The organism is Flavobacterium geliluteum, assembly GCF_017948595.1.
Lineage (GTDB): Bacteria > Bacteroidota > Bacteroidia > Flavobacteriales > Flavobacteriaceae > Flavobacterium > Flavobacterium flavipigmentatum.
Map to the genome: position 1 here is coordinate 1 of NZ_JAGFBV010000019.1, position 20,979 is coordinate 20,979.

18 protein-coding genes and 1 pseudogene are annotated in these 20,979 nt (G+C 35.9%); 16 read left to right on the forward strand and 3 right to left on the reverse strand.

From position 1 onward, the window contains the following. Positions 1–111, forward strand: a pseudogene (locus J3495_RS19450) (IS982 family transposase); the annotation flags it as partial. 111 nt (positions 112–222) lie between these two features. On the opposite strand, the gene J3495_RS12300 reads toward J3495_RS19450, so the two are convergent. Beyond that, positions 223–1,233 carry an LLM class flavin-dependent oxidoreductase gene (locus tag J3495_RS12300; RefSeq protein WP_210666851.1) on the reverse strand — a complete coding sequence of 337 codons (1,011 nt, stop codon included), beginning with the start codon at positions 1,231–1,233 and terminating at the stop codon, positions 223–225. Positions 1,234–1,459: 226 nt separating this feature from the next. Here J3495_RS12300 and J3495_RS12305 point away from each other — a divergent pair, with 226 nt between their 5' ends. The 9 genes from J3495_RS12305 (at position 1,460) to J3495_RS12345 (ending at position 12,658) form a co-directional block, all read left to right on the forward strand. Continuing rightward, positions 1,460–2,800, forward strand: coding sequence for a sigma-54-dependent transcriptional regulator (locus J3495_RS12305; protein ID WP_210666852.1), 1,341 nt, complete (start codon positions 1,460–1,462; stop codon positions 2,798–2,800). 297 nt (positions 2,801–3,097) lie between these two features. After that, on the forward strand, positions 3,098–3,379 hold the full coding sequence (locus tag J3495_RS12310; protein WP_210666853.1) for a DUF7674 family protein: 282 nt from the start codon (positions 3,098–3,100) through the stop codon (positions 3,377–3,379). A gap of 192 nt (positions 3,380–3,571) precedes the next feature. Further along, a complete protein-coding gene (gene kdpF, locus J3495_RS12315) occupies positions 3,572–3,649 on the forward strand; it encodes a K(+)-transporting ATPase subunit F (RefSeq protein ID WP_210666910.1) in 78 nt (25 codons plus the stop codon). An 89-nt stretch (positions 3,650–3,738) separates the two neighbouring features. Continuing rightward, positions 3,739–5,460, forward strand: a complete 1,722-nt coding sequence (kdpA, locus tag J3495_RS12320; protein ID WP_210666854.1) for a potassium-transporting ATPase subunit KdpA — start codon at positions 3,739–3,741, stop codon at positions 5,458–5,460. Positions 5,461–5,471: 11 nt separating this feature from the next. Beyond that, positions 5,472–7,529 (forward strand): potassium-transporting ATPase subunit KdpB, encoded by a 2,058-nt coding sequence (gene kdpB / locus J3495_RS12325; RefSeq protein WP_210666855.1) that lies wholly within the window; start codon positions 5,472–5,474, stop codon positions 7,527–7,529. A gap of 100 nt (positions 7,530–7,629) precedes the next feature. Beyond that, complete coding sequence (locus J3495_RS12330; protein ID WP_210666856.1) at positions 7,630–8,184, forward strand: K(+)-transporting ATPase subunit C; 555 nt, start codon at positions 7,630–7,632, stop codon at positions 8,182–8,184. 336 nt (positions 8,185–8,520) lie between these two features. Further along, positions 8,521–9,597: a porin gene (locus tag J3495_RS12335; protein WP_210666857.1), complete on the forward strand. Its 1,077-nt coding sequence runs from the start codon at positions 8,521–8,523 to the stop codon at positions 9,595–9,597. Positions 9,598–9,678: 81 nt separating this feature from the next. Next, a complete protein-coding gene (locus J3495_RS12340) occupies positions 9,679–10,800 on the forward strand; it encodes a sensor protein KdpD (RefSeq protein ID WP_210666858.1) in 1,122 nt (373 codons plus the stop codon). Positions 10,801–10,930: 130 nt separating this feature from the next. Continuing rightward, on the forward strand, positions 10,931–12,658 hold the full coding sequence (locus J3495_RS12345; protein WP_210666859.1) for a HAMP domain-containing sensor histidine kinase: 1,728 nt from the start codon (positions 10,931–10,933) through the stop codon (positions 12,656–12,658). A gap of 262 nt (positions 12,659–12,920) precedes the next feature. Here J3495_RS12345 and J3495_RS12350 read toward each other — a convergent pair whose 3' ends face one another. Then, positions 12,921–13,697, reverse strand: a complete 777-nt coding sequence (locus J3495_RS12350; RefSeq protein WP_210666860.1) for an XRE family transcriptional regulator — start codon at positions 13,695–13,697, stop codon at positions 12,921–12,923. Positions 13,698–13,794: 97 nt separating this feature from the next. Between J3495_RS12350 and J3495_RS12355 the strand changes: the two genes are divergently transcribed. The 5 genes from J3495_RS12355 (at position 13,795) to J3495_RS12375 (ending at position 18,219) form a co-directional block, all read left to right on the forward strand. Further along, complete coding sequence (locus J3495_RS12355) at positions 13,795–14,244, forward strand: LexA family protein (RefSeq protein ID WP_210666911.1); 450 nt, start codon at positions 13,795–13,797, stop codon at positions 14,242–14,244. A 25-nt stretch (positions 14,245–14,269) separates the two neighbouring features. Further along, the gene (locus tag J3495_RS12360) at positions 14,270–15,529 is read left to right on the forward strand and encodes a Y-family DNA polymerase (RefSeq protein WP_210666861.1); all 1,260 of its coding nucleotides are present in this window, start codon (positions 14,270–14,272) and stop codon (positions 15,527–15,529) included. Between the two features lie 36 nt (positions 15,530–15,565). After that, the gene (locus J3495_RS12365) at positions 15,566–16,969 is read left to right on the forward strand and encodes an exonuclease domain-containing protein (protein ID WP_210666862.1); all 1,404 of its coding nucleotides are present in this window, start codon (positions 15,566–15,568) and stop codon (positions 16,967–16,969) included. Next, complete coding sequence (locus J3495_RS12370; protein WP_210666863.1) at positions 16,956–17,582, forward strand: alpha-ketoglutarate-dependent dioxygenase AlkB family protein; 627 nt, start codon at positions 16,956–16,958, stop codon at positions 17,580–17,582. The genes J3495_RS12365 and J3495_RS12370 overlap by 14 nt, the downstream gene beginning before the upstream one ends. A 175-nt stretch (positions 17,583–17,757) precedes the next feature. Beyond that, positions 17,758–18,219: a DUF1810 domain-containing protein gene (locus tag J3495_RS12375; protein ID WP_210666864.1), complete on the forward strand. Its 462-nt coding sequence runs from the start codon at positions 17,758–17,760 to the stop codon at positions 18,217–18,219. Positions 18,220–18,445: 226 nt separating this feature from the next. Here J3495_RS12375 and J3495_RS12380 read toward each other — a convergent pair whose 3' ends face one another. Then, complete coding sequence (locus J3495_RS12380; RefSeq protein ID WP_210666865.1) at positions 18,446–19,861, reverse strand: APC family permease; 1,416 nt, start codon at positions 19,859–19,861, stop codon at positions 18,446–18,448. Positions 19,862–20,361: 500 nt separating this feature from the next. On the opposite strand from J3495_RS12380, the gene J3495_RS12385 reads away from it, so the two are divergent. Then, complete coding sequence (locus tag J3495_RS12385; RefSeq protein ID WP_210666866.1) at positions 20,362–20,700, forward strand: hypothetical protein; 339 nt, start codon at positions 20,362–20,364, stop codon at positions 20,698–20,700. Positions 20,701–20,979: the final 279 nt, after the last annotated feature.

The window sequence follows — 20,979 nt, forward strand, 5'->3', positions numbered from 1 at the left end:
GATATTAAAAAATTATTCCCCAGAACAATACATGCTGTTACATTGGAAGGATTTCTAATAAAGCTTACATTGTTTGTATTCGGATTACAATTAAATAAAACAATTAACTAGCAACTTGAATTAATTAACAAAATACACGAGATTATCATTTAAATTTTAGCTACAAATTCACGAATTTTCATCCTGTAAAAAGTGCGGAAAATTCGTGAACTTGAAATATTTTTATAATGAATTATTCAAACTATTAATCACTTCTTTGGTCAGTTGAATACTTTTAAGTTTCAAATGATGATCAAAAATCGGACTGGTAACCATAAGTTCATCGATTTTTGCATATTCAATAAATTTTTTGAGATCTTTTGCCAATTGCTCTGGACTTCCGGTAAAAGTGCAAGCGGTCATCTGATCGACGTGAAAACGCTCTTCTTCGCTCATAATATCGTCTAAAGATGGTAAAGGCGGCTGTAAACCTTTGCGATCGTTTCGAATTAAATTCAAAAACATTTGATACAAACTCGTCGATAAAAACTGTGCTTCTTCATTAGTATCTGCTGCAACAATGTTAACGCAAGCCATTATTTTTGGTTTTTCTAAAGTGTCAGAAGCCTGAAAATTTTCACGATAAAACTCAAAAGCCTGAATCATTTGGCGTGGAGCAAAATGCCCTGCAAAAGCATACGGCAATCCATAAGCGGCTGCAAGTGCGGCACTTTCCATACTGGAACCTAAAATCCAAATCGGAACGTTTCTACCTTCAGCAGGAAAAGCGCGCACTTTTGCAGTGGCATTTTCAACAGAAAAATAATCCTGAAGTTTGGTCACATTTTGGGGAAATCGCTGTGCTTGCTCAAAAAAGTCCTTTCGTATCGCTTCTGCTGTGGGCTGATCGGTTCCCGGCGCTCTTCCCAAACCTAAATCAATACGGTCAGGATAGAGCGTTTCTAGTGTTCCGAATTGCTCGGCAACAATCAACGGTGAGTGATTAGGCAACATAATGCCCCCAGAACCCACCCTAATTTTTTGTGTTTGACTAGCAATATAACCAATCAAAACTACTGTCGCCGTACTCGCAACATGCGCCATATTATGATGCTCTGCCAACCAAAAACGCTTGTAACCTAGTTCATCAGCGAGCTGAGCTAATTCTTTTGTTTTTTGAAAAGTTGCTGCTGCATTGCTATCCTGAGCGATAATAGCCAGTTCTAATATAGAGATTGAAATTGGGTCTTTCATGTTCTGTTTTTGCTTTGATACAAAATTAATTCATTTAAATCGAAGCGTTTTCTTTTGGTCTGTTAATAGAATTATAATGTTTTGAAGTCATTTTGTCTGAAAACTATAATAATAGTATTCTAAAAATCAAATTTTCGGAAGAATTTCCAATCAATCAGAAAGTGAAATGATTTTAACCCTAAATTTGTACTTCGAAAGATACATTCGATTTTAGCCTTTCCCTCAAATGATACATAAAATTTTAATAATAGACGACGAAGAAAAACTCAGAAGTCTGCTGGCACGCATTATAAAATCGGAAGGTTTTGAAGTGATAGAAGCCAAAGATTTGAAATCGGGTTTTAAAAAACTTGAACAAACAGATATTGATGTCGTCTTGTGCGATGTAAAATTACCAGACGGAAATGGCGTTGATTTTCTTCAAAATATAAAAAACAGTTTTCCTCTTATCGAAGTTATTTTGCTAACGGCTTTTGGAAATATTGCTGATGGTGTTCAGGCGATGAAAAATGGTGCTTTTGATTATATTGTAAAAGGAGATGACAACGATAAAATCATTCCGCTTTTGTACAAAGCAGTCGAAAAGGCACATTTGCAAAAAAAGGTACAGCAACTCGAAAAACGCATTGGTGATAAATATTCTTTTACGACCATTATCGGAAAATCAAAAGGAATTGAACAAGTGATCGATCTTGCCAAAAAAGTCGCCAAAACCGACTCGACCGTTTTGCTCACTGGCGAAACTGGAACCGGAAAAGAGGTTTTTGCCCAGGCTATTCATGAAAATAGTACGCGTTCCGGTAAATCTTTTGTCGCACTCAATTGCAGTACATTTAGCAAAGAAATTCTGGAAAGCGAGCTTTTCGGACACAAACAAGGCGCTTTTACCGGAGCTTTAAAAGACAAAAAAGGTTTTATTGAAGAAGCAAATGGTGGTACTTTATTTCTGGACGAAATTGGCGAAATGCCGATAGAATTACAAGCCAAATTATTACGTGTTTTAGAAACCAGCGAATACATTCCGATTGGTGATACGACTCCAAAAAAATCAAATTTTAGGTTGATTGCCGCAACAAATCGGGATTTAAAAACAGAAAGTGATGAACATCGTTTTCGTTCAGACTTATATTTCCGATTGAATATTTTCGAAATCAAACTTCCTCCGTTACGCGAAAGAATCAAAGATATTGCTCCTATAACACACTATTTTGTAAAACAATTTTCTGAAAAAACGAATAAAAAAACTTTAACTGTTGAGAGTGATTTTCTTCAAAAACTAGAAAATTATTCGTGGCCGGGTAATATTCGAGAACTCAAAAATGTGATAGAACGCTCGGTTATTCTATGCAATGGCGATGTTTTGACAGCTGATGTTTTGCCCTACGAAATGCAATTTCAGCCTGAAAAAGCAACCAAATCGATGTCTGCATTTTCTATGCAAAGTATCGAAAAGCTCCATATACAGAAGGTTCTCAATTATACCAAAGGTAATAAAGCGGAAACTGCTCGATTACTTGAAATTGGAATTGCTACATTGTATCGAAAGTTAGAAGAGTATAATTTATAATTTCATCAGATCCTGCAAGGTTTTCAAAACCTTGTACGTATTCTAATCCACTCCAATCTTTAAGAATTCAGCTGATTTAAAATTTAAACCTACAAGGTTTTGAAAACCTTGCAGGAATCGGAACTGATCCGGACAAATCCTATCATTTCAATAAAAGCTTATCATTTTGATAGGCTTTTTTTATGCCTGATTTTTGGCACGAAACAGCAACACCTTTATTGGCAACACTTTACCTCTTATTCCCTTTTTTAGGTCTGACTTTTGGCATAAGTGGGAAGAACATAAAAATTCATTCTCATGAAAAATCAAGTTACCTCTATCTACAAACAAGCGGAACGTTTTGCTGACATTACAAAAAAATCTATAATCTCTGGTAATATCGTTCGCGCAAAAAAATGTCTGGCTCTTGCTGAACGTCTATTTATTACAGGAAGTATCGAAACTAAAAATGCCATTTCGAATGTGTATGTTTTTTCAGTTTCTTCTTTTATGGAAATGCGTCACTGCAATATTTCACATCTTTTTCCTCAAACGCTTAAAGCGGAATATATCAAACAAGTTAATACTTCGGGCGTCTAATTAGTAAGATGTTTTCTGTGATATGTTAAATGTTGTTTCCTTTTACAAATTACATTTCGCCTCTCACATGTCACATTTCACATTTTATTAAAATAAAAATCTATGTTAATTACTATTCTTTTACTCGCATTGGCTATAGTGCTTTTTGCCATTTGTTTTAAATCAGTTGAATTTTTTGAAAAAATCTAAACCATGATCGCACTATTTATTGTTTCTATCGCTGTTTTCGCTTATTTGGTTTACGTATTAATCAAACCCGAAAAATTTTAAATCTTGTAAAAAGTTATAAGTGAGATGTTGAATGTTACATATCGGTCTCATTTTACCTCTCACATTTTACAATTAACAAATCTCATAACATGAACACAGAATTATTTGGCATCATTAGTATTTTTATCGTTACGATAGTTTTAGCTATTCCTTTAGGAAAATATATTGCTAAAGTTTATTTGGGTGATAAAACATTTTTTGACCCGATTTTCAATCCAATTGAAAAATTTATTTTTAAAATTAGTGGAATCAATTCTACTGAAGAAATGAACTGGAAACAACACTTAAAAACACTTTTGAGTGTCAATATGGTTTGGTTCTTTCTTTGTTTCTTTATTTTATTGTTTCAGGGCTCTTTGTTTTTAAATCCTGATAACAACCCATCAATGAGTCCAGATTTGGCATTTAATACCGCTATTTCGTTTCTTGTCAATTGCAATTTACAGCACTATTCTGGCGAAACAGGTCTTTCTTATTTATCACAAATATTCTTGATGTTCCTGCAGTTCGTTTCTGCTGGTGTCGGAATGGCTGCCGCTGCAATGGTTTTTACAGCAATGAAAGAAAGAACAACCGACAAATTGGGTAATTTCTACAATTATTTCATCAAAAGTTGTACACGTATTTTATTGCCGCTTTCGGCTGTTGTGGCTGTAGTGCTATTGTTTAGCGGTACACCCATGACTTTTGAAGGAAAAGATGCTATAACAACCTTGCAAGGTGATCAGGTCGAAGTTTCCCGAGGCCCTGCTGCTGCCTTTATTGCTATTAAACATATTGGTACAAACGGTGGAGGTTTTTTTGGAGTTAACTCTGCACATCCATTAGAAAATCCTACTTATTTTACGAATGCTGTCGAATTGTGGGCGCAATTAATTATTCCGTTTGCTATGATTTTTGCTTTAGGTTTTTATCTAAAGAAAACAAAATTTGCTTACGTTGTTTTTGGTGTAATGACGGTTGGCTTTTTACTTCTGGTCATCCCAACGGTGATAAGCGAAATTAACGGTAATCCCGCCATAGAAAAAATGGGAATTGCTCAAACAACTGGATCTATGGAGGGCAAAGAAGTTCGGTTTGGCCCTGCCATTTCAGGCTTTTGGAGTATTGCCACCACGGTAATTTCTACTGGTTCTGTAAACAGTATGCACGACAGTTCGATGCCCGTTTCTGGCACTATGGAATTGCTTGCCATGATGGTCAATGCCTTTTATGGCGGTTGCGGTGTTGGTTTCTTAAACTTTTATATTTTTATTATTCTGGCAGTATTTATTTCTGGATTAATGGTGGGTCGAACACCTGAATTTTTAGGTAAAAAAATCGAAGCTCGAGAAGTAAAAATTGCTGCTTTTATTGCTATTCTTCATCCCTTATTAATATTATCAGGAACAGCTTTGGCTTCTTATTTTGCTGCAAATAACACGGCAATGGGGTATTGGTTTAGCGGAAACGCAACAGGTTGGTTGAATAATCCTGGACATCATGGATTTTCAGAAATGTTATATGAGTTTACTTCTAGTGCTGCCAATAATGGTTCTGGTTTTGAAGGTTTAGGCGATAACAATCCGTTTTGGAATATTACAACAGGAATTGTATTGTTATTGAGCCGTTTCATTCCAATTATTGGACCATTGGCGATAGCTGGATTACTCGCTAATAAAAAATATATCCCAGAAAGCGCAGGAACATTAAAAACAGATACTACCATTTTTGGAGTAATGGTTTTTGCTGTAATCGCCATTATTGCCGCCTTATCATTCTTTCCAGCACTGGCGCTTGGACCATTGGCTGAGTACTTTACTTTAAAATAATATAAAAGAAAATGACTAATAATAAATCTACTTCATTGTTTGAAAGTAAGCAAGTAAAAGAAGCCTTAGTGCAATCTTTTGTAAAGCTTAACCCTAAAATAATGTTCAAAAATCCGGTAATGTTTACCGTAGAAATAGGAACTGCAATTATGTTTGTTGTATGTGCCGCCATTTTATTTGGAGCACAAGATCAAGGTAGTTTTGCCTATAATTTTATTGTTTTTTTGATTTTACTCGCTACGCTTTTGTTTGCCAATTTTGCCGAAGCTATTGCCGAAGCCAGAGGAAAAGCACAAGCTGATAGTTTAAGAAAAACGCGCGAAGAAACGCCAGCCAGACAAATTTTACCTAACGGAGAAATCAAAAATATCAGTTCTTCAGAATTAAAAAAAGGAGATGTTTTTGTTTGCGAAGCCAGTGATTTAATTGCTACTGATGGCGAAATCATCGAAGGTTTAGCCACCATTGACGAAAGTGCCATTACCGGAGAAAGTGCTCCCGTAATTCGCGAAGCAGGTGGTGACAAATCATCTGTCACTGGCGGAACAAAAGTGTTGTCTGACAAAATCAAAGTAATTGTAACTTCAGAACCTGGCGAAAGCTTTTTGGACAAAATGATCGCTTTGGTGGAAGGAGCAAGTCGCCAGAAAACACCAAACGAAATTGCGCTAACTATTTTATTAGCCGCCTTTACATTAATCTTCGTAATTGTGTGCGTTACACTAAAACCATTTGCAGATTATGCCAACGCACCTATAACAATCGCTGCTTTTATTGCGCTGTTTGTGTGTTTGATTCCGACCACAATTGGTGGTTTACTTTCTGCAATTGGAATTGCAGGAATGGACAGAGCGTTGCGCGCCAACGTTATTACAAAATCAGGAAAAGCAGTTGAAACTGCCGGGGATATTGATGTACTGCTTTTGGATAAAACTGGAACCATCACTATTGGAAACAGAAAAGCAACGAATTTCTATCCTGCAAAAGGCGTTTCTGAAGAAGATTTTATTAAGTCTGCAGTGTTAAGTTCATTGGCAGATGACACTCCGGAAGGAAAAAGCATACTTGAATTAAGTGAAATATTAGATGTAAAAGGTACCCTAAAAGAAAGCATTTCACATCTTACAGATCACATTTCACAAACTATAAAATTTACCGCAGAAACCCGAACTTCAGGAGTTGTTTTAAAAGACGGAACCAATATTAGAAAAGGTGCGCAGGACGCAGCCAAAAACATTGCATTGCAGGCAGGAAATAATTTCCCTGAAGATATCGCAGAAAAAGTAATTGCTATTTCATCTAAAGGAGGAACGCCACTGGTTGTGATTAAAAACAATCATGTTCAAGGAGTTATCGAACTACAGGATATTATCAAAACAGGCATGAAAGAACGTTTTGAGCGCTTACGCAAAATGGGGGTAAAAACGGTAATGGTTACCGGAGATAATCCTCTAACAGCAAAGTTTATCGCAGAAGCTGCCGGTGTAGATGACTTTATTGCCGAAGCAAAACCGGAGGATAAAATGAACTACATCAAAAACGAACAAAATCTAGGCAAACTTGTTGCCATGATGGGTGACGGAACCAACGATGCTCCTGCCCTTGCGCAAGCCAATGTGGGTGTTGCCATGAACAGCGGAACTCAAGCAGCAAAAGAAGCCGGAAACATGGTCGATCTTGACAATGACCCAACAAAATTGATCGAGATTATTGAGATCGGAAAACAGTTGTTGATGACTCGAGGAACTTTAACTACTTTCTCGATTGCCAATGACGTTGCCAAATATTTTGCTATTGTTCCTGCGCTTTTCATTACGGCAATTCCTGCGCTTGAAGGCTTGAATATCATGCGTTTGCACAGTCCAGAAAGTGCGATTCTATCTGCTGTGATTTTTAATGCCATTATTATTCCGATATTGATTCCGTTGGCGTTGAGAGGTGTTGATTATAAACCAATTGGTGCAAGTGCCATCCTAAAAAGAAACCTATTGATTTATGGATTAGGTGGTTTGATTGTTCCTTTTATCGGAATTAAATTAATTGATTTACTTGTAACACTATTTATGTAAATAAGTTACTAAGGTGCTGAGGCGCTAAGCTACTAAGTTTTTTCTTAGTCTCTTAGAAAGTTAGTTCCTTAGTAGCTCAGTAACTTAGAAACTTAAAAAAATGAAAAATATATTTTCAATCGTAAAATTCACCCTTTTGATAGTGGTTTTATTTGCCGTAATTTATCCTTTGGCAGTTTATGGAATTGCTCAATTTGCTCCCAATCAAGGAAAAGGAGAAACCATTTCGGTTAACGGAAAAGTGGTGGGATACCAGAAAATTGGCCAAAAATTTGATCAATCGAATTATTTCTGGGGACGACCTTCGGCGGTAGATTATAATGCTGCGGGAAGTGGAGGAAGTAACAAAGGAGCTAGTAATAAAGAGTATCTTGCTTTGGTTCAAAAAAGAATTGATACTTTTTTAATTGTACATCCTTACTTAAAAAAATCGGAGATTCCAGCAGAAATGGTTACCGCTTCGGGAAGCGGATTGGATCCGAATATTTCGCCAGAAGGCGCTTTGATTCAGGTAAAACGTGTGGCCAAAGAAAGAAAATTAGCTGAAGCTAAAGTAAAAGCTTTGGTGGAGTCTAAGATTAATACACCAAAAATTATGGGAACTCCGACGGTGAATGTTCTGGAATTGAATGTGGCTTTGGATCAGTTGAAGTAATTTTTAAGTTACTGAGATTCTAAGTCGGTTAAGATTTTGAGCTTTTCATATATCCATTTTTGTCATCCCTCGTTCCTCGGGATGACAAGCAGACTGAAAAATTGAAATCGAAAAATCAAACTTTAAAATTAATACCTAACAGGTTTTAGAAACCTGTTAGGAAAATAAAAGTACTTTTGCCCCGAGTTTTCTAGCCCCGATAGTAGTGGAAATCCTTTTTCTTTTTTCTTTAAAAAGTAAAAGATTGAAACGAATAGCGGGAAATAGCTTCTAAAAAACATACTGATAAAAACTAATGAGGATGAGATTACTTCGTTCCTCGTAATGACATACAAAATGAAAAAAATAATACTTACAGCTTTAATCGCTTTTGGTTTTAGCAATTTGCAGGCACAAGAAGAATCAAAAAGTGTCCTTACTTTTTCGGGATATGTAGATACTTACTACAGTTATGATTTTGGAAAACCAGACAATCATGCGCGTCCGGGATTTTTTTACAATTATAATAAAAGCAACGAAGTCAACCTAAATTTGGGTCTGGCAAAAGTGAATTACTCAAAAGATAATGTTCGTGGAAATTTTGCTTTGATGGCAGGAACTTATGCCGAATATAACATGGCGGCTGAACAAGGTTTACTGAAAAACGTTTACGAAGCCAATGTAGGCGTGAAGATTTCGCAACGCCATAATTTATGGATTGATGCCGGAATTATGCCTTCGCATATTGGTTTTGAAAGCGCAATTGGCAAAGATTGCCAGACTCTAACCCGAAGTATTCTGGCCGAAAACTCGCCTTATTATGAAGCGGGAGTGAAAATTGGTTACACATCAGCATCCGGAAAATGGTACCTGGCTGGAATGTATTTGAATGGCTGGCAACGAATTCAGAAAGTAGAAAGCAATCATACGCCTGCTTTTGGAACGCAGATTACTTATAAACCATCGGACAGAGTGGCTTTAAACTGGAGCACTTATGTTGGAAATGAGCAGCCCGATATTGATAAAAAATGGCGTTATTTTAATGACTTTTACGGACAATTTAAGGTAACAGATAAAACAAATGTTACAGCTGGTGTTGATGTTGGCTCGCAACAATCGGCTAAAAATAGTAACAAATATGATACTTGGTTTTCGCCAGTTCTGATTCTGCAATACAAACCAACAGATAAAATTCAGTTGGCAGCGCGTGGCGAATATTACAGTGATGAAAAAGGTGTGATTATCCCGACTGAAACACCAAACGGTTTTAAAACTTACGGCTTTTCGGCTAATTTTGATTACTTAATCACTGATAATGTTATGTTTAGAATTGAAGCCAGAAATCTTTCGAGCAAAGATGAAATTTTCACAAAAGACAATCTTCCAACGGATAGTAATACGTTTGTAACGACTTCGTTGGCGATTTCATTTTAATATAGTGAAATGTTTTTTGTAAAATGTAAAATGTCTTCAATACATCTTACATTTTACAAAAAATATCTTACCTCGTAAAATATGGAACAGAAAAATAACGCACAGCACTTTCTCAATTTGATTCAGAAATCAAGAAAAGGAAAGTTTAAAGTTTACATTGGTATGAGTGCTGGTGTGGGCAAGACTTTTCGTATGCTGCAAGAAGCACATTCGTTGCTTAAGAACGGAATTGATGTGAAAATTGGTTACATCGAAACCCATATGCGCAAGGAAACCCACGAGCTCTTGTTTGGTTTGCCTGTGATTCCGCGAAGGACAATTTTTTATAAAGGCAAAGAATTGGAAGAACTCGATGTACAAGCTATTATAAATCTGAGACCTGAAGTGGTAATTGTGGATGAACTGGCGCATACCAATATTGAAGGGAGTAAAAATGAAAAACGCTGGCAGGATGTTTTAGAGATTCTGGAAGCAGGAATCAACGTGATTTCGGCGGTAAATATTCAGCATATTGAGAGTTTAAACCAGGACGTAAAACGCATTACAGGCATTGATGTTCAGGAGCGAATTCCGGATAATGTTTTGCGCTTGGCGGATGAAGTGGTCAATATAGATTTGACCTCTGAAGATTTGATTGCCCGTTTAAAAGAAGGAAAAATTTATACGGCAGACAAAATTCAGACCGCATTGACTAATTTTTTTAAGTCGGAACAAATTTTACAATTACGAGAATTGGCGTTGAAAGAAGTAGCGAGCCAAGTCGTTCGAAAAGTAGAAAATGAAGTTCCTAAGCTCCAAGCCTTAAAGCACGAAAAGCTTCTGGCTTGCATTAGTAGCAATGATAAAACAGCCAAAATAGTCATCAGAAAAGCGGCGCGTCTGGCGAGTTATTACAACGGAATGTGGTATGTTTTGTATGTTGAAACGCCACAGGAAAGCAGTACCAAAATAGCATTAGACAAACAACGTCATTTGATTAATAATTTTAAATTAGCAGTGCAATTAGGTGCAGAAGTCATTAAAATAGAAAACAAAAACATTGCAGATGCTATTTTAATGACCGTAGAAGAAAAACAAATTACAACTGTTTGCATCGGAAAACCGCATTTAAACTTATTTAAAGTAATTTTGTCTACAACAATTTTTAGACGTTTATTAAATCGTCTTTCGTTATCAAATGTTGATCTTGTTATACTTTCGTGAAATGAAAAATGACGTATGTGAGATGTAATATAGATTTTTTAATAGCCATCTCACATTTTACAAATAACATTTTACACTAATAATAATTAAATTTAGAGGATGAGGTTGCTTCGTTCCTCGCAATGATATCATGAGAATTAAGACCAAATTGAATCTGGGCGTTGGATTGTTATTTCTTTTAATAATAATTCTTTCATTAGTGAGTGCTTTTTATATTTTTTCGATAAAAAAAGACACAGAGAATATTCTTAAAGCCAATTACAATACACTGGAATATTCCAGAAATATGCTTTTGTCTTTAGACGAGATTAGAACCAACACAGATAATGATACTGCCATTCGTACTTTTAAAGAAAATCTCCAGAAACAAACGCAAAACATAACCGAAACAGGTGAGCAAAAAGTAACGGATAATGTGAAGGTAAATTTTGCTCTTTTAGAAAAAAACAGGTCGAGCGAAGTTGCTAAAACCCAAATTAGGCAAGATATTTTTGCGATTATGAAACTCAATATGAATGCCATAAAGCAAAAGAGCGATATTGCCAAACATACTGCCGAAACAGCCAATTTATGGATTGCTATTGTAGGTACTTTATGCTTTTTGATCGCCTTTAATTTATTGATTAATTTACCGCATAACATTGCCAATCCGATTAAAGAACTGACTTTAAGCATCAAGGAAATTGCCAATAAAAATTATTCGGAGCGCGTACATTTTACCAATCATAACGAATATGGCGATCTAGCTAAATCGTTTAATACCATGGCACAAAAACTCGAAGAATACAATAGTAGCAATTTGTACAAACTGTTTTTTGAAAAAAAACGCCTCGAAACGCTTATCAATAATATGCACGATCCTATTATTGGACTCGATCAGGAAGGTGTGATTTTATTTGTGAATGATGAAGCGCTAAAAATTATTGGCCTGAAATCGGAAGATGTTATCGGAAAATCGGCTTCTCATCTGGCTTTATCAAATGATTTGATTCGTTCTCTGATTTTGAAAGAACTTGCAAGCGATACTCAGAAAAAACAACCCATGAAGATTTTTGCCAATGAAAAAGAGAGTTATTTTGACAAAGAAACACTCAATATCACGATAACTCCCACGGGCGAAGAAAATGAAATTAACATTGGGGACGTGATTATTTTGCGAAATATTACCTTATTTAAAGAACTTGATTTTGCGAAAACCAATTTTATTGCAACGGTTTCGCACGAATTAAAAACCCCAATCGCTTCTATCAAATTAAGCCTTCAATTGCTTGAAAATGCCAAAACTGGCGACATGAATGATGACCAAAAACAATTAGTAGAAAGCATCAAAGATGACAGCCAAAGATTGCTTAAAATTACTGGCGAATTACTGAATTTATCACAATTAGAGACAGGAAATATCCAGTTGAATATCGAAAAAAGTAATCCGTACGCCATTGTCAATTATGCTACCGAAGCGGTAAAAGTGCAAGCCGATCAAAAGCAAATAAAACTCATCATTGATGCTCCTGAACACCTGTCTCAAGTAAAAGCAGACAGCGAAAAAACAGGCTGGGTTTTGATTAATTATTTGTCGAATGCCATTACTTATTCATCTGAAAAAAGCACAATTATCATCCGATTAAAAGAAGAAAACAATCAGATTGTATTTCAAGTAATTGATACCGGAAAAGGAATTGACGCACGTTATAAAGACAAAGTTTTTGATAAATATTTTCAGATTCCGGGAAGTCAAAAATCAGGAACAGGATTAGGTTTGGCGATCAGCAAAGAATTTATCGAAGCCCAAAACGGAACTATTGGTGTAGAAAGCAATTTAGGATTGGGAAGTACTTTTTGGTTTGCACTGAAAATGTAAATGGTGTATACTTTTCTAAAAATAAATCTTTTTTTGAGTATTAAAAAGATTGAATACCAACATAACAAGACCATAAGAGAAATTTACTCTCCCGAATTGGGGACTCAAAAAAGATAAATTTTTCAAAAGCTTTTCAGACTATTTTTTAATTCCTCTGAACAATTTTTATATGAATTAAATTTTGAACAGCAATCCTATATAGAAACAACTTAAAATAGAATAAAAATTGATGATTTTCATAAATGAAAGACTAAAATAGAACTCAATTCGTCCCCGAAGTATTATTCTTAATCTCCATCACTTCTCTTTTTACTTCCAAAAGCAAATCTTTCATACTTTGCGATTCTGTCAATTCGTGTCGTTTATCGCTACGCCCTATATTGCATTCGTATTCCCAAATTTCTAAAATATCCGAAGCTTTCACTTCATAATTAGGATAAAACCGATTGTCTGATTCTAACACCAAAGCATTTTTTTTGTTTTTATTGAGGCGTTTGTACACCATTCCTTCATTTTTGGTAATCAAGATATATGTTTTACCATCCATGACCTCTCCTAACCTTTCGACATAACGCCCGATAATAATACTTCCATCTTCGTGTGGTGGCATAGAATCGCCTTCTACAGGAAATCCTCGGTGTTTACCAGGCCCTAAAAACGGCAACGAAATTTGCTGTAAACTTTCAATATATTCTGGATCGGCATATCCGTTGAGGTAACCTGCTTTTGCTTTTTGAGATACAATTTCGATATAATTTTCTCCAAATTGATCCACTTGTATTGGCAGAATGAGTCGGTTGCCTTCTAGTTTAATCAAGTTTTCTATATTGATTTTGCGTATATCAACAGACAATAATAAATCGATACTCATGTGAAAATATAAGGCGATTTGCTTTAAAATGTCGTACGGTGCTTCGGAAGTTCCATCTTCGTATTTTACGTATCTTCCTCGGGTAATCTTCAGGTTTCCAGCTAATTTCTCTTGTGATATTTTATGCTTAACCCTCAATGCTCTGATATTGTCTGAAAATAAGGACATAATTAATTTGTTATAATTTGGAACATCAAATATACGAAAAAATGTTACCGTCTGTGTTAATTTTGTAATGTTAAAAAAACATTTTTTTGAAGTGATTATGAAATTGAGAAGAACAAATACCACAGCATCAATAAAATTATACATTCCGGATGTCAGTTCGGAAGTAAAACTGCCTTTTTTTGACGTTGGTATCAGCGCAGGATTTCCTTCGCCTGCAGATGACTTTATCGAATTATCGATTGATCTCAACAAAGAATTCATCAAACACAAATACACTACTTATTTTGCCCGGGTAAAAGGACATTCTATGAAAAATGCTGGTATCAATGATGGTGATTTGTTGATAATTGATAAAAGTCTGGAACCACAAAACAATAAGATTGCCGTCTGTCAAATTGATGGCGAATTTACCGTAAAACGCATCAGAATAGAAAAAGATATCATCTGGCTTATTGCCGAAAATGAAGATTATCAGCCTATAAAAGTGACTCCCGAAAATAATTTTGTGATTTGGGGAATTGTGATTCATAGTATTAAATCTTTTTAAATAGAAATAAAAAATACGTTTAGAAATGTTTGCTTTAGTCGATTGTAACAATTTTTATGCTTCTTGCCAAAGAGTATTTGAGCCGCATTTAAGAGGAAAACCTATCGTTATTCTCTCTAACAATGATGGCTGTGTGATCTCGCGCTCTGATGAAGCCAAGGCTTTGGGCATACCGATGGCAATTCCTGCTTTTAAGTATGAAGCTATTTTTAAAGAAAAAAATATTTTTGTCTTTTCTTCCAATTATCCGCTGTACGGCGACATGAGCAATCGTGTAATGAACCTGCTTCAAACATATACTCCCGAAATCGAAATTTACAGTATTGATGAAGCTTTCTTGAAATTTTCAGGTTACGATTTATTTGATCTGAATACGTTGGGTTTAAAAATGCGAAAAGAAGTAACACAAGGAACAGGCATTCCGGTTAGTATAGGTTTTGCGCCTACTAAAGCTTTGGCCAAAGTAGCGAATAAAATTGCCCGAAAATTTGCAGATCGTACTCAGGGTGTTTATTGTATTGACTCTGAAGAAAAAAGAATTAAAGCATTAAAGTGGACTAAAATTGAAGATGTTTGGGGAATTGGAAGAAAACATGCCAAACGGATGAAATTAAAAAAAATTAATACCGCTTATGAATTTACCCAATTTCCGGATGCCTGGGTAAGGAAAGAAATGTCTGTCGTTGGGCTTCGATTAAAACATGAATTAGAAGGGAAACCGACTTTGGGATTAGAAGATGCCAAAGACCGAAAAATGATTGCCACTACCAGATCTTTCGAAAAAAGGTATACTGGTTATGAAGAAATTTCAGAACGAATCAGCACGTTTACAGCTTCTTGCGCTGAAAAATTAAGGCGCCAGGATTGTCATTGTAATATGGTAACTGTTTTTATCCAGACTAGTTTTTTAAAAAACGAAAACTCACAATATTCAAGAAGTATTACCATTACTACTGATTTTCCAACCAATTCGACAATAGAACTTAATGAGGCCGCACAAAAAGGATTTAAAGCTATTTTTAAAAAAGGCTATCGTTATAAAAAAGCGGGTGTTATTGTAATGGGTTTGACACCAAACAGCGAAACACAGCTTAGTTTATTCGAAGCTTCAAATCCTAAACATCAGCCATTAATGAGGGCGATTGATAAAATGAACCAAAATTATGGTAACAATAAAATTAAATTCGGCGTGCAGTCTTTGGGACGTCAATGGAAAATGAAGCAGGATAGATTGTCTCCCAAGTTTTCTACTTCACTAAAAGATGTTATTACCGTTAAGGCTTAATCAGAAAAATAATGTATTTCACATTCTACAAATAAGATGAAAAAGCAAGAATATGCCATAGTAGATATCGAAACCACCGGTGGTAACGCTAGTGGCAGCCGCATTACAGAAATTGCCATTGTCATTCACGACGGAACAAGTGTCATCGATCGTTTTGAGACACTTGTCAATCCGGAGAAAGAGATTCCGGCGTCTATTTTTGCATTAACAGGCATTAATAACAAAATGGTATCTAATGCCCCCATCTTTGATGCTATTTCAGACAAAGTGTTAGAAATGCTTACCGACCGTATTTTCGTTGCTCATAATGTAAACTTCGATTATTCTTTTGTACGACATCAACTTGAACAAGCCGGATTTAAGTGGACAGCAAAAAAACTTTGCACTGTACGCGCAGCGAGAAAAATCAAACCCGGTTTGGTTTCTTACAGCTTAGGAAACCTTTGTGGAGCATTAGATATTCCTTTAGAAAATCGGCATCGCGCTGGCGGAGATGCAGATGCTACTGCCCTGTTATTTTCCCGATTACTCGAATGGGATAAGGAAGGCGAAATCGAAAAAATGATCAAGAAAACGGCACAAGATCAACGCTTGCCGCCAAATTTACCACCCAGCGATTTTGATCAATTGCCAGAGAAACCAGGAGTGTATTATTTTTATAATGAAGTCAAAAAAGTAATTTATATCGGCAAAGCGATCAACTTAAAAAAACGCGTAGCTTCTCATTTTACCGGCCATAAAATCAATCCGCAAAGGCAAAATTTTTTAAGAGACATTTACGGAATCTCTTTTGAAATTTGTGCTACCGAGTTAATGGCGCTACTACTAGAATGTATAGAAATCAAACAGCTCTGGCCAACATACAACAGAGCATTAAAACGCTTTGAGCCCAAGTACGGACTTTATCAATACGAAGCTCGTAGTGGGTATAAATATTTGGGTATTGGAAAACTGAGTAAATTTCAAACATGTATCGAATCTTTCAATAGTTTGTACGAGGGGATCAATGTACTGCGCAACTTAGCCCAGCAGTTTGAAATTGATCATCGATTCTGCAAATATTGTGTAGCGACAGAAGGGGAAAATATCTTAAACAATACTCTTACCGATTTGCCAGATGCGACACTTCATAACGGAAAAATCGAAAGTGTCATTGATTTTTTAGTAAGCAACAGACCCGATTTTGCTATCATTGACAAAGGCAGATCAGCAGAAGAACGCAGTTGTATTTGGGTAGAAAAAGGGCATTTTTATGGTATGGGCTATTTTACAACCGATGTTGCTCTTACCGATCCATCGGAGGTAAAAAACTACGTTACGCCCTACAGAAGTAACCAATACATCATGCATTTAATCTACACTTATGCGGAGAAATATCCGGGTAAAGTTTTTTTCAACAAACCATTGACAAAAAATAAAGGGAATAATGAAACTATTTAACGACACCGAATTATTTGCGACAGGATTAGGAGGCAAAAAAACATTTGATCTTCCTGATACCGAACTAATTTTGATCGATAATTTCTTTAGCAAAGAAGAGTCTGATCATTATTATGAAATGTTGCTCCATAAAACCAAATGGAGAGAATATGAAATGGAAATCTTTGATAAAACCGTTACTGCGCCAAGAATGATTGCTTGGTATGAGGATAAAGACAATCCGGGAGCAGATCAAAATGGCCCTGATTGGACGTATGAGCTCCTCACGATTAGAAGTCGGGTAGAAAAAGAAACACAAGTTGATTTTAATAGTGTCTTGCTTAATTTGTACCGAAACGGGAAAGATGGTGTGGCCTGGCACAGCGATAAAGAGCACAACACAGGCCCCAACCCTATTATTGCCTCGGTCACTTTTGGAGAAACCAGAATGTTCCGGTTGCGCCACAAGTTTCGCAAAGAAATTCCGCAAGTCGAGATTCCTCTGCACCACGGCTCTTTTTTGCTGATGGCAGGAACTACCAATAGTTTTTGGCAACATCAGGTGCCTAAAACGGCACGAAATGTTTTGCCAAGAATCAATCTAACTTTTAGAAACGTTGACAGAAAAGAATAATTTTACTTGTTTTGGATTTAAAATATTATCTCTGCTGCTGTTTCTTTTTGTCTGAAGATAAAGTAGAATTTTTCTTCTGCAAAAAGTTAAAATACTCACAGTATGAAGCTTTGATTAGGTAGGCCTTATCTTTTTTACTACTTTTGCAACCCTTTTTTAAAAACACAATACCACAATGACGTACTCAAATAATGATTTAATGCGTTTTTTAGATGCACAAAATAAACTTTATCTTACTGCTTTTTCTGAAATTAAAAAAGGTAAAAAAGAAACCCATTGGATGTGGTTTATCTTTCCTCAGATAAAAGGTTTGGGGAGTAGTGACCATGCTAATTATTATGCGATCGCAGATCTGAAAGAAGCCTCGGAGTTTTTAGAACATCCTATATTGGGTAAACACCTAATAGAGATTTCTGAGTTACTTTTGACTTTTAAGAGAAAGTCTGCTGATGGTATTTTGGGCGATTTGGATGCACGAAAGTTACGCTCTTCGATGACGCTCTTTTCGTTGGTTGACAATACGAATCCGGTCTTTAAAGAAATACTGGAAGCGTTTTTTTCTGGTGAAGAAGACCCGCTTACTTTGTCTATTATTAATTCGACTATACCTTCTTCTGCTGAGACTGTGAATATTTAATTTATTCGTTTTTCTCTACATAAGATCTACAAAAAAAGACACTACCTTTTTGCTCTTTGCAAATCTAGTAGTGTCTTTTTTTTGTAAAATATTGTAATGAAAACGAGTATCATAGCCCTGATAGAAGGGAAAATCCTTTTTTATTGCTTTTTCTGCAATAAAAAAGATTGGAATGATAGCAGGAAATAGCTCCTGAACAATCTGCCTAAGAACCCGAACACATTATTTATTGATTTTCTTTGGGTTTTGTGACATAATATACCGGAATCCCGATGAGCATGATTAAAATTCCCCAACCACAGGTCGAGAATTTGGTGATGAGCAACGAAATGCTGATAGCAGTTGCGACGATGATGTACAATAATGGCAAAAAGGGATATCCGAAGGCTTTGTAAGGTCGTTCTGCGTTGGGCATTTTTTTACGTAAAATGAAGATGCCGTAGATGGTGAGGATATAAAAAATAAGTACGATGATGATGACAAAGTCTAATAAATCGCCATATTTACCCGTTAGACACAAAGCTGACGCCCAAATGCATTGAGCCCAAAGTGCCCATTCTGGTACGCTTGCTTTGTTGAGTACTGCTGCTTTTTTGAAAAATAAACCATCGTTTGCCATGGTATAATATACTCTTGCGCCCGCCATGATTAATCCGTTGTTGCAGGCAAAAGTAGAAATCATGATCATTAAGGCAATGATTAGGGTTCCGATATCTCCAAAAATATATTGTGAGGCTACGACAGCTACCCGATCTGATTTTGCAGTAGCGATTTCGTCCAGCGGAATCACGGCCAAATACATTAAATTGGTCAATACATAAATAATGGTCACGATAAAAGTGCCCAGAAACAAACTGAAGCCTACGTTACGTTTTGGATTCTTGATTTCGCCTGCGATAAAAGTCACGCCATTCCAGGCATCGCTTGAAAAGAGAGACCCTACCATTGCGGCAGAAATTCCGGTGATCAGCGCTTTTCCGCTAATGGGCAACCATGAACTGCTGTCGACATTGTATGAGCGCGGTGTCCAGGCATTGGCCCAATTGGCATCCCAAACAGTTGCTTTTGCTGCAAGTGTTAGCCCAAAAACAATAAGACCTAACAATGATAAAATTTTTATGATGGTAAGCACGGTTTGCAAAATTTTTCCGTTTTTGACCCCGCGACTGTTGATGTATGTTAGTAAAATAATCGTAAAAATTGATACAATCTGAGCGGCATTGAGTTTGAAAGATCCTAGCTGAAATAGTACATTCTCGTCACTTAAAGGTTCGTAAATATAGGCCGCAAACTTTGAGAAAGCGACACCCACGGCGGCAATTGTTCCAGTTTGAATAACGGCAAAAAAGCTCCAGCCGTACAAAAAGGCAATTAATTTATTGTACGCTTCTTTAAGGTACACATATTGCCCGCCAGCTTTAGGAAACATAGCGCTTAGCTCGCCATAACTTACGGCAGCAATAATGGTTATAAGGCCTGAGACCAACCAAATAAGGGTTAGCCATCCTGCCGAACCTACTTGTCTGGCAATATCGGCACTCACGATAAAAATCCCTGAGCCAATCATAGAACCAACAACAAGCATGGTTCCGTCTAGTAATCCGAGTTCTCTTTTAAAATTGTCTTGGTCGTTTTCTTGCATTTTTCTGGTTTTGGGTTGGTTAAAGATATACTTTTTTTAGAAATTTTAGAAAATATTGTAGTTTTTGACTCTCACGCATCAGATGCAATTGGATTTGTTTGCCTCTGAAGTTACTTTCTAAAAAATACTGATCCCTTTTTTATCGTCACATCTCACTTCTTTATCTTCATGCGATAACTCTTCATAGAGCAGCAGTACGATTTAGAAGTATTGTTTTACAAATTTGTTGTAATTGCTAAAGAATTGCAACATGATCTAAAATAGAATTAAGGCCATTAAGAGTCCTTTCTTTGCTTAAATATTAAAAAAATAGCTTCTTTTTATAATTGTTGTTGTTTTTATGCTTTCAAATTTTAATTAAAATAAAAGTAAAAAAAATAGTTCACCACTTGTAAATCTCCACCCATAACTCTTTATATTTGATAATCAAAAACTTAAAAACATATTCTTATAAAAAAACATTACCCCAAAAACAAATAACCTCCAAATCCCCCCTCAGTATGGAAACCTACAACACAGAATCACGAGTAATCGTAAACCAGCTTCATCAGTATGCCTCTCAACTTATGGTGCGCGAAAACAAATCGGCTTATCAAGCCAAAGCAGCATTAGTAGACAAAGGGATAAGACCCGAAAATGCAAGAATCCTTGTAGAAAATCTAGAAAACCAACTCAGAGAAGTCAAATACGAAAGAGCAAGAAAGAATATGATTTTTGGCGTTATCTGGTTTGCAAGCGGCACTATTGCAACAGTATCTGGTATTGGTTTAATATTCTGGGGAGCCATTTTGTTTGGTAGCCTTCAGTTCTATAGGGGTGTTATTAACATGAATTCTTAACGAACATAAATAATATAAAAACTTAAAATCAAAAGCTACAAGCCATACTACTTGTGGCTTTTTTGCTTGAAATGTTTGGTGTTTTTCACTTGTTATAATAAAAAAAAGATACTTCGGTTTTTTGAATAGTTATATTATTTACAAAATCTGTGAGCATCTAATTTGAAACAAAATTTTAAAGGTAACTTTGAGAAAGAATTCAAAGCAATTGAAAAAAATAAAGAAAAAGAAATGGTGGGTAGTGCGGCTTTTAAATCGTACTAGACTTAATTTTCTAAA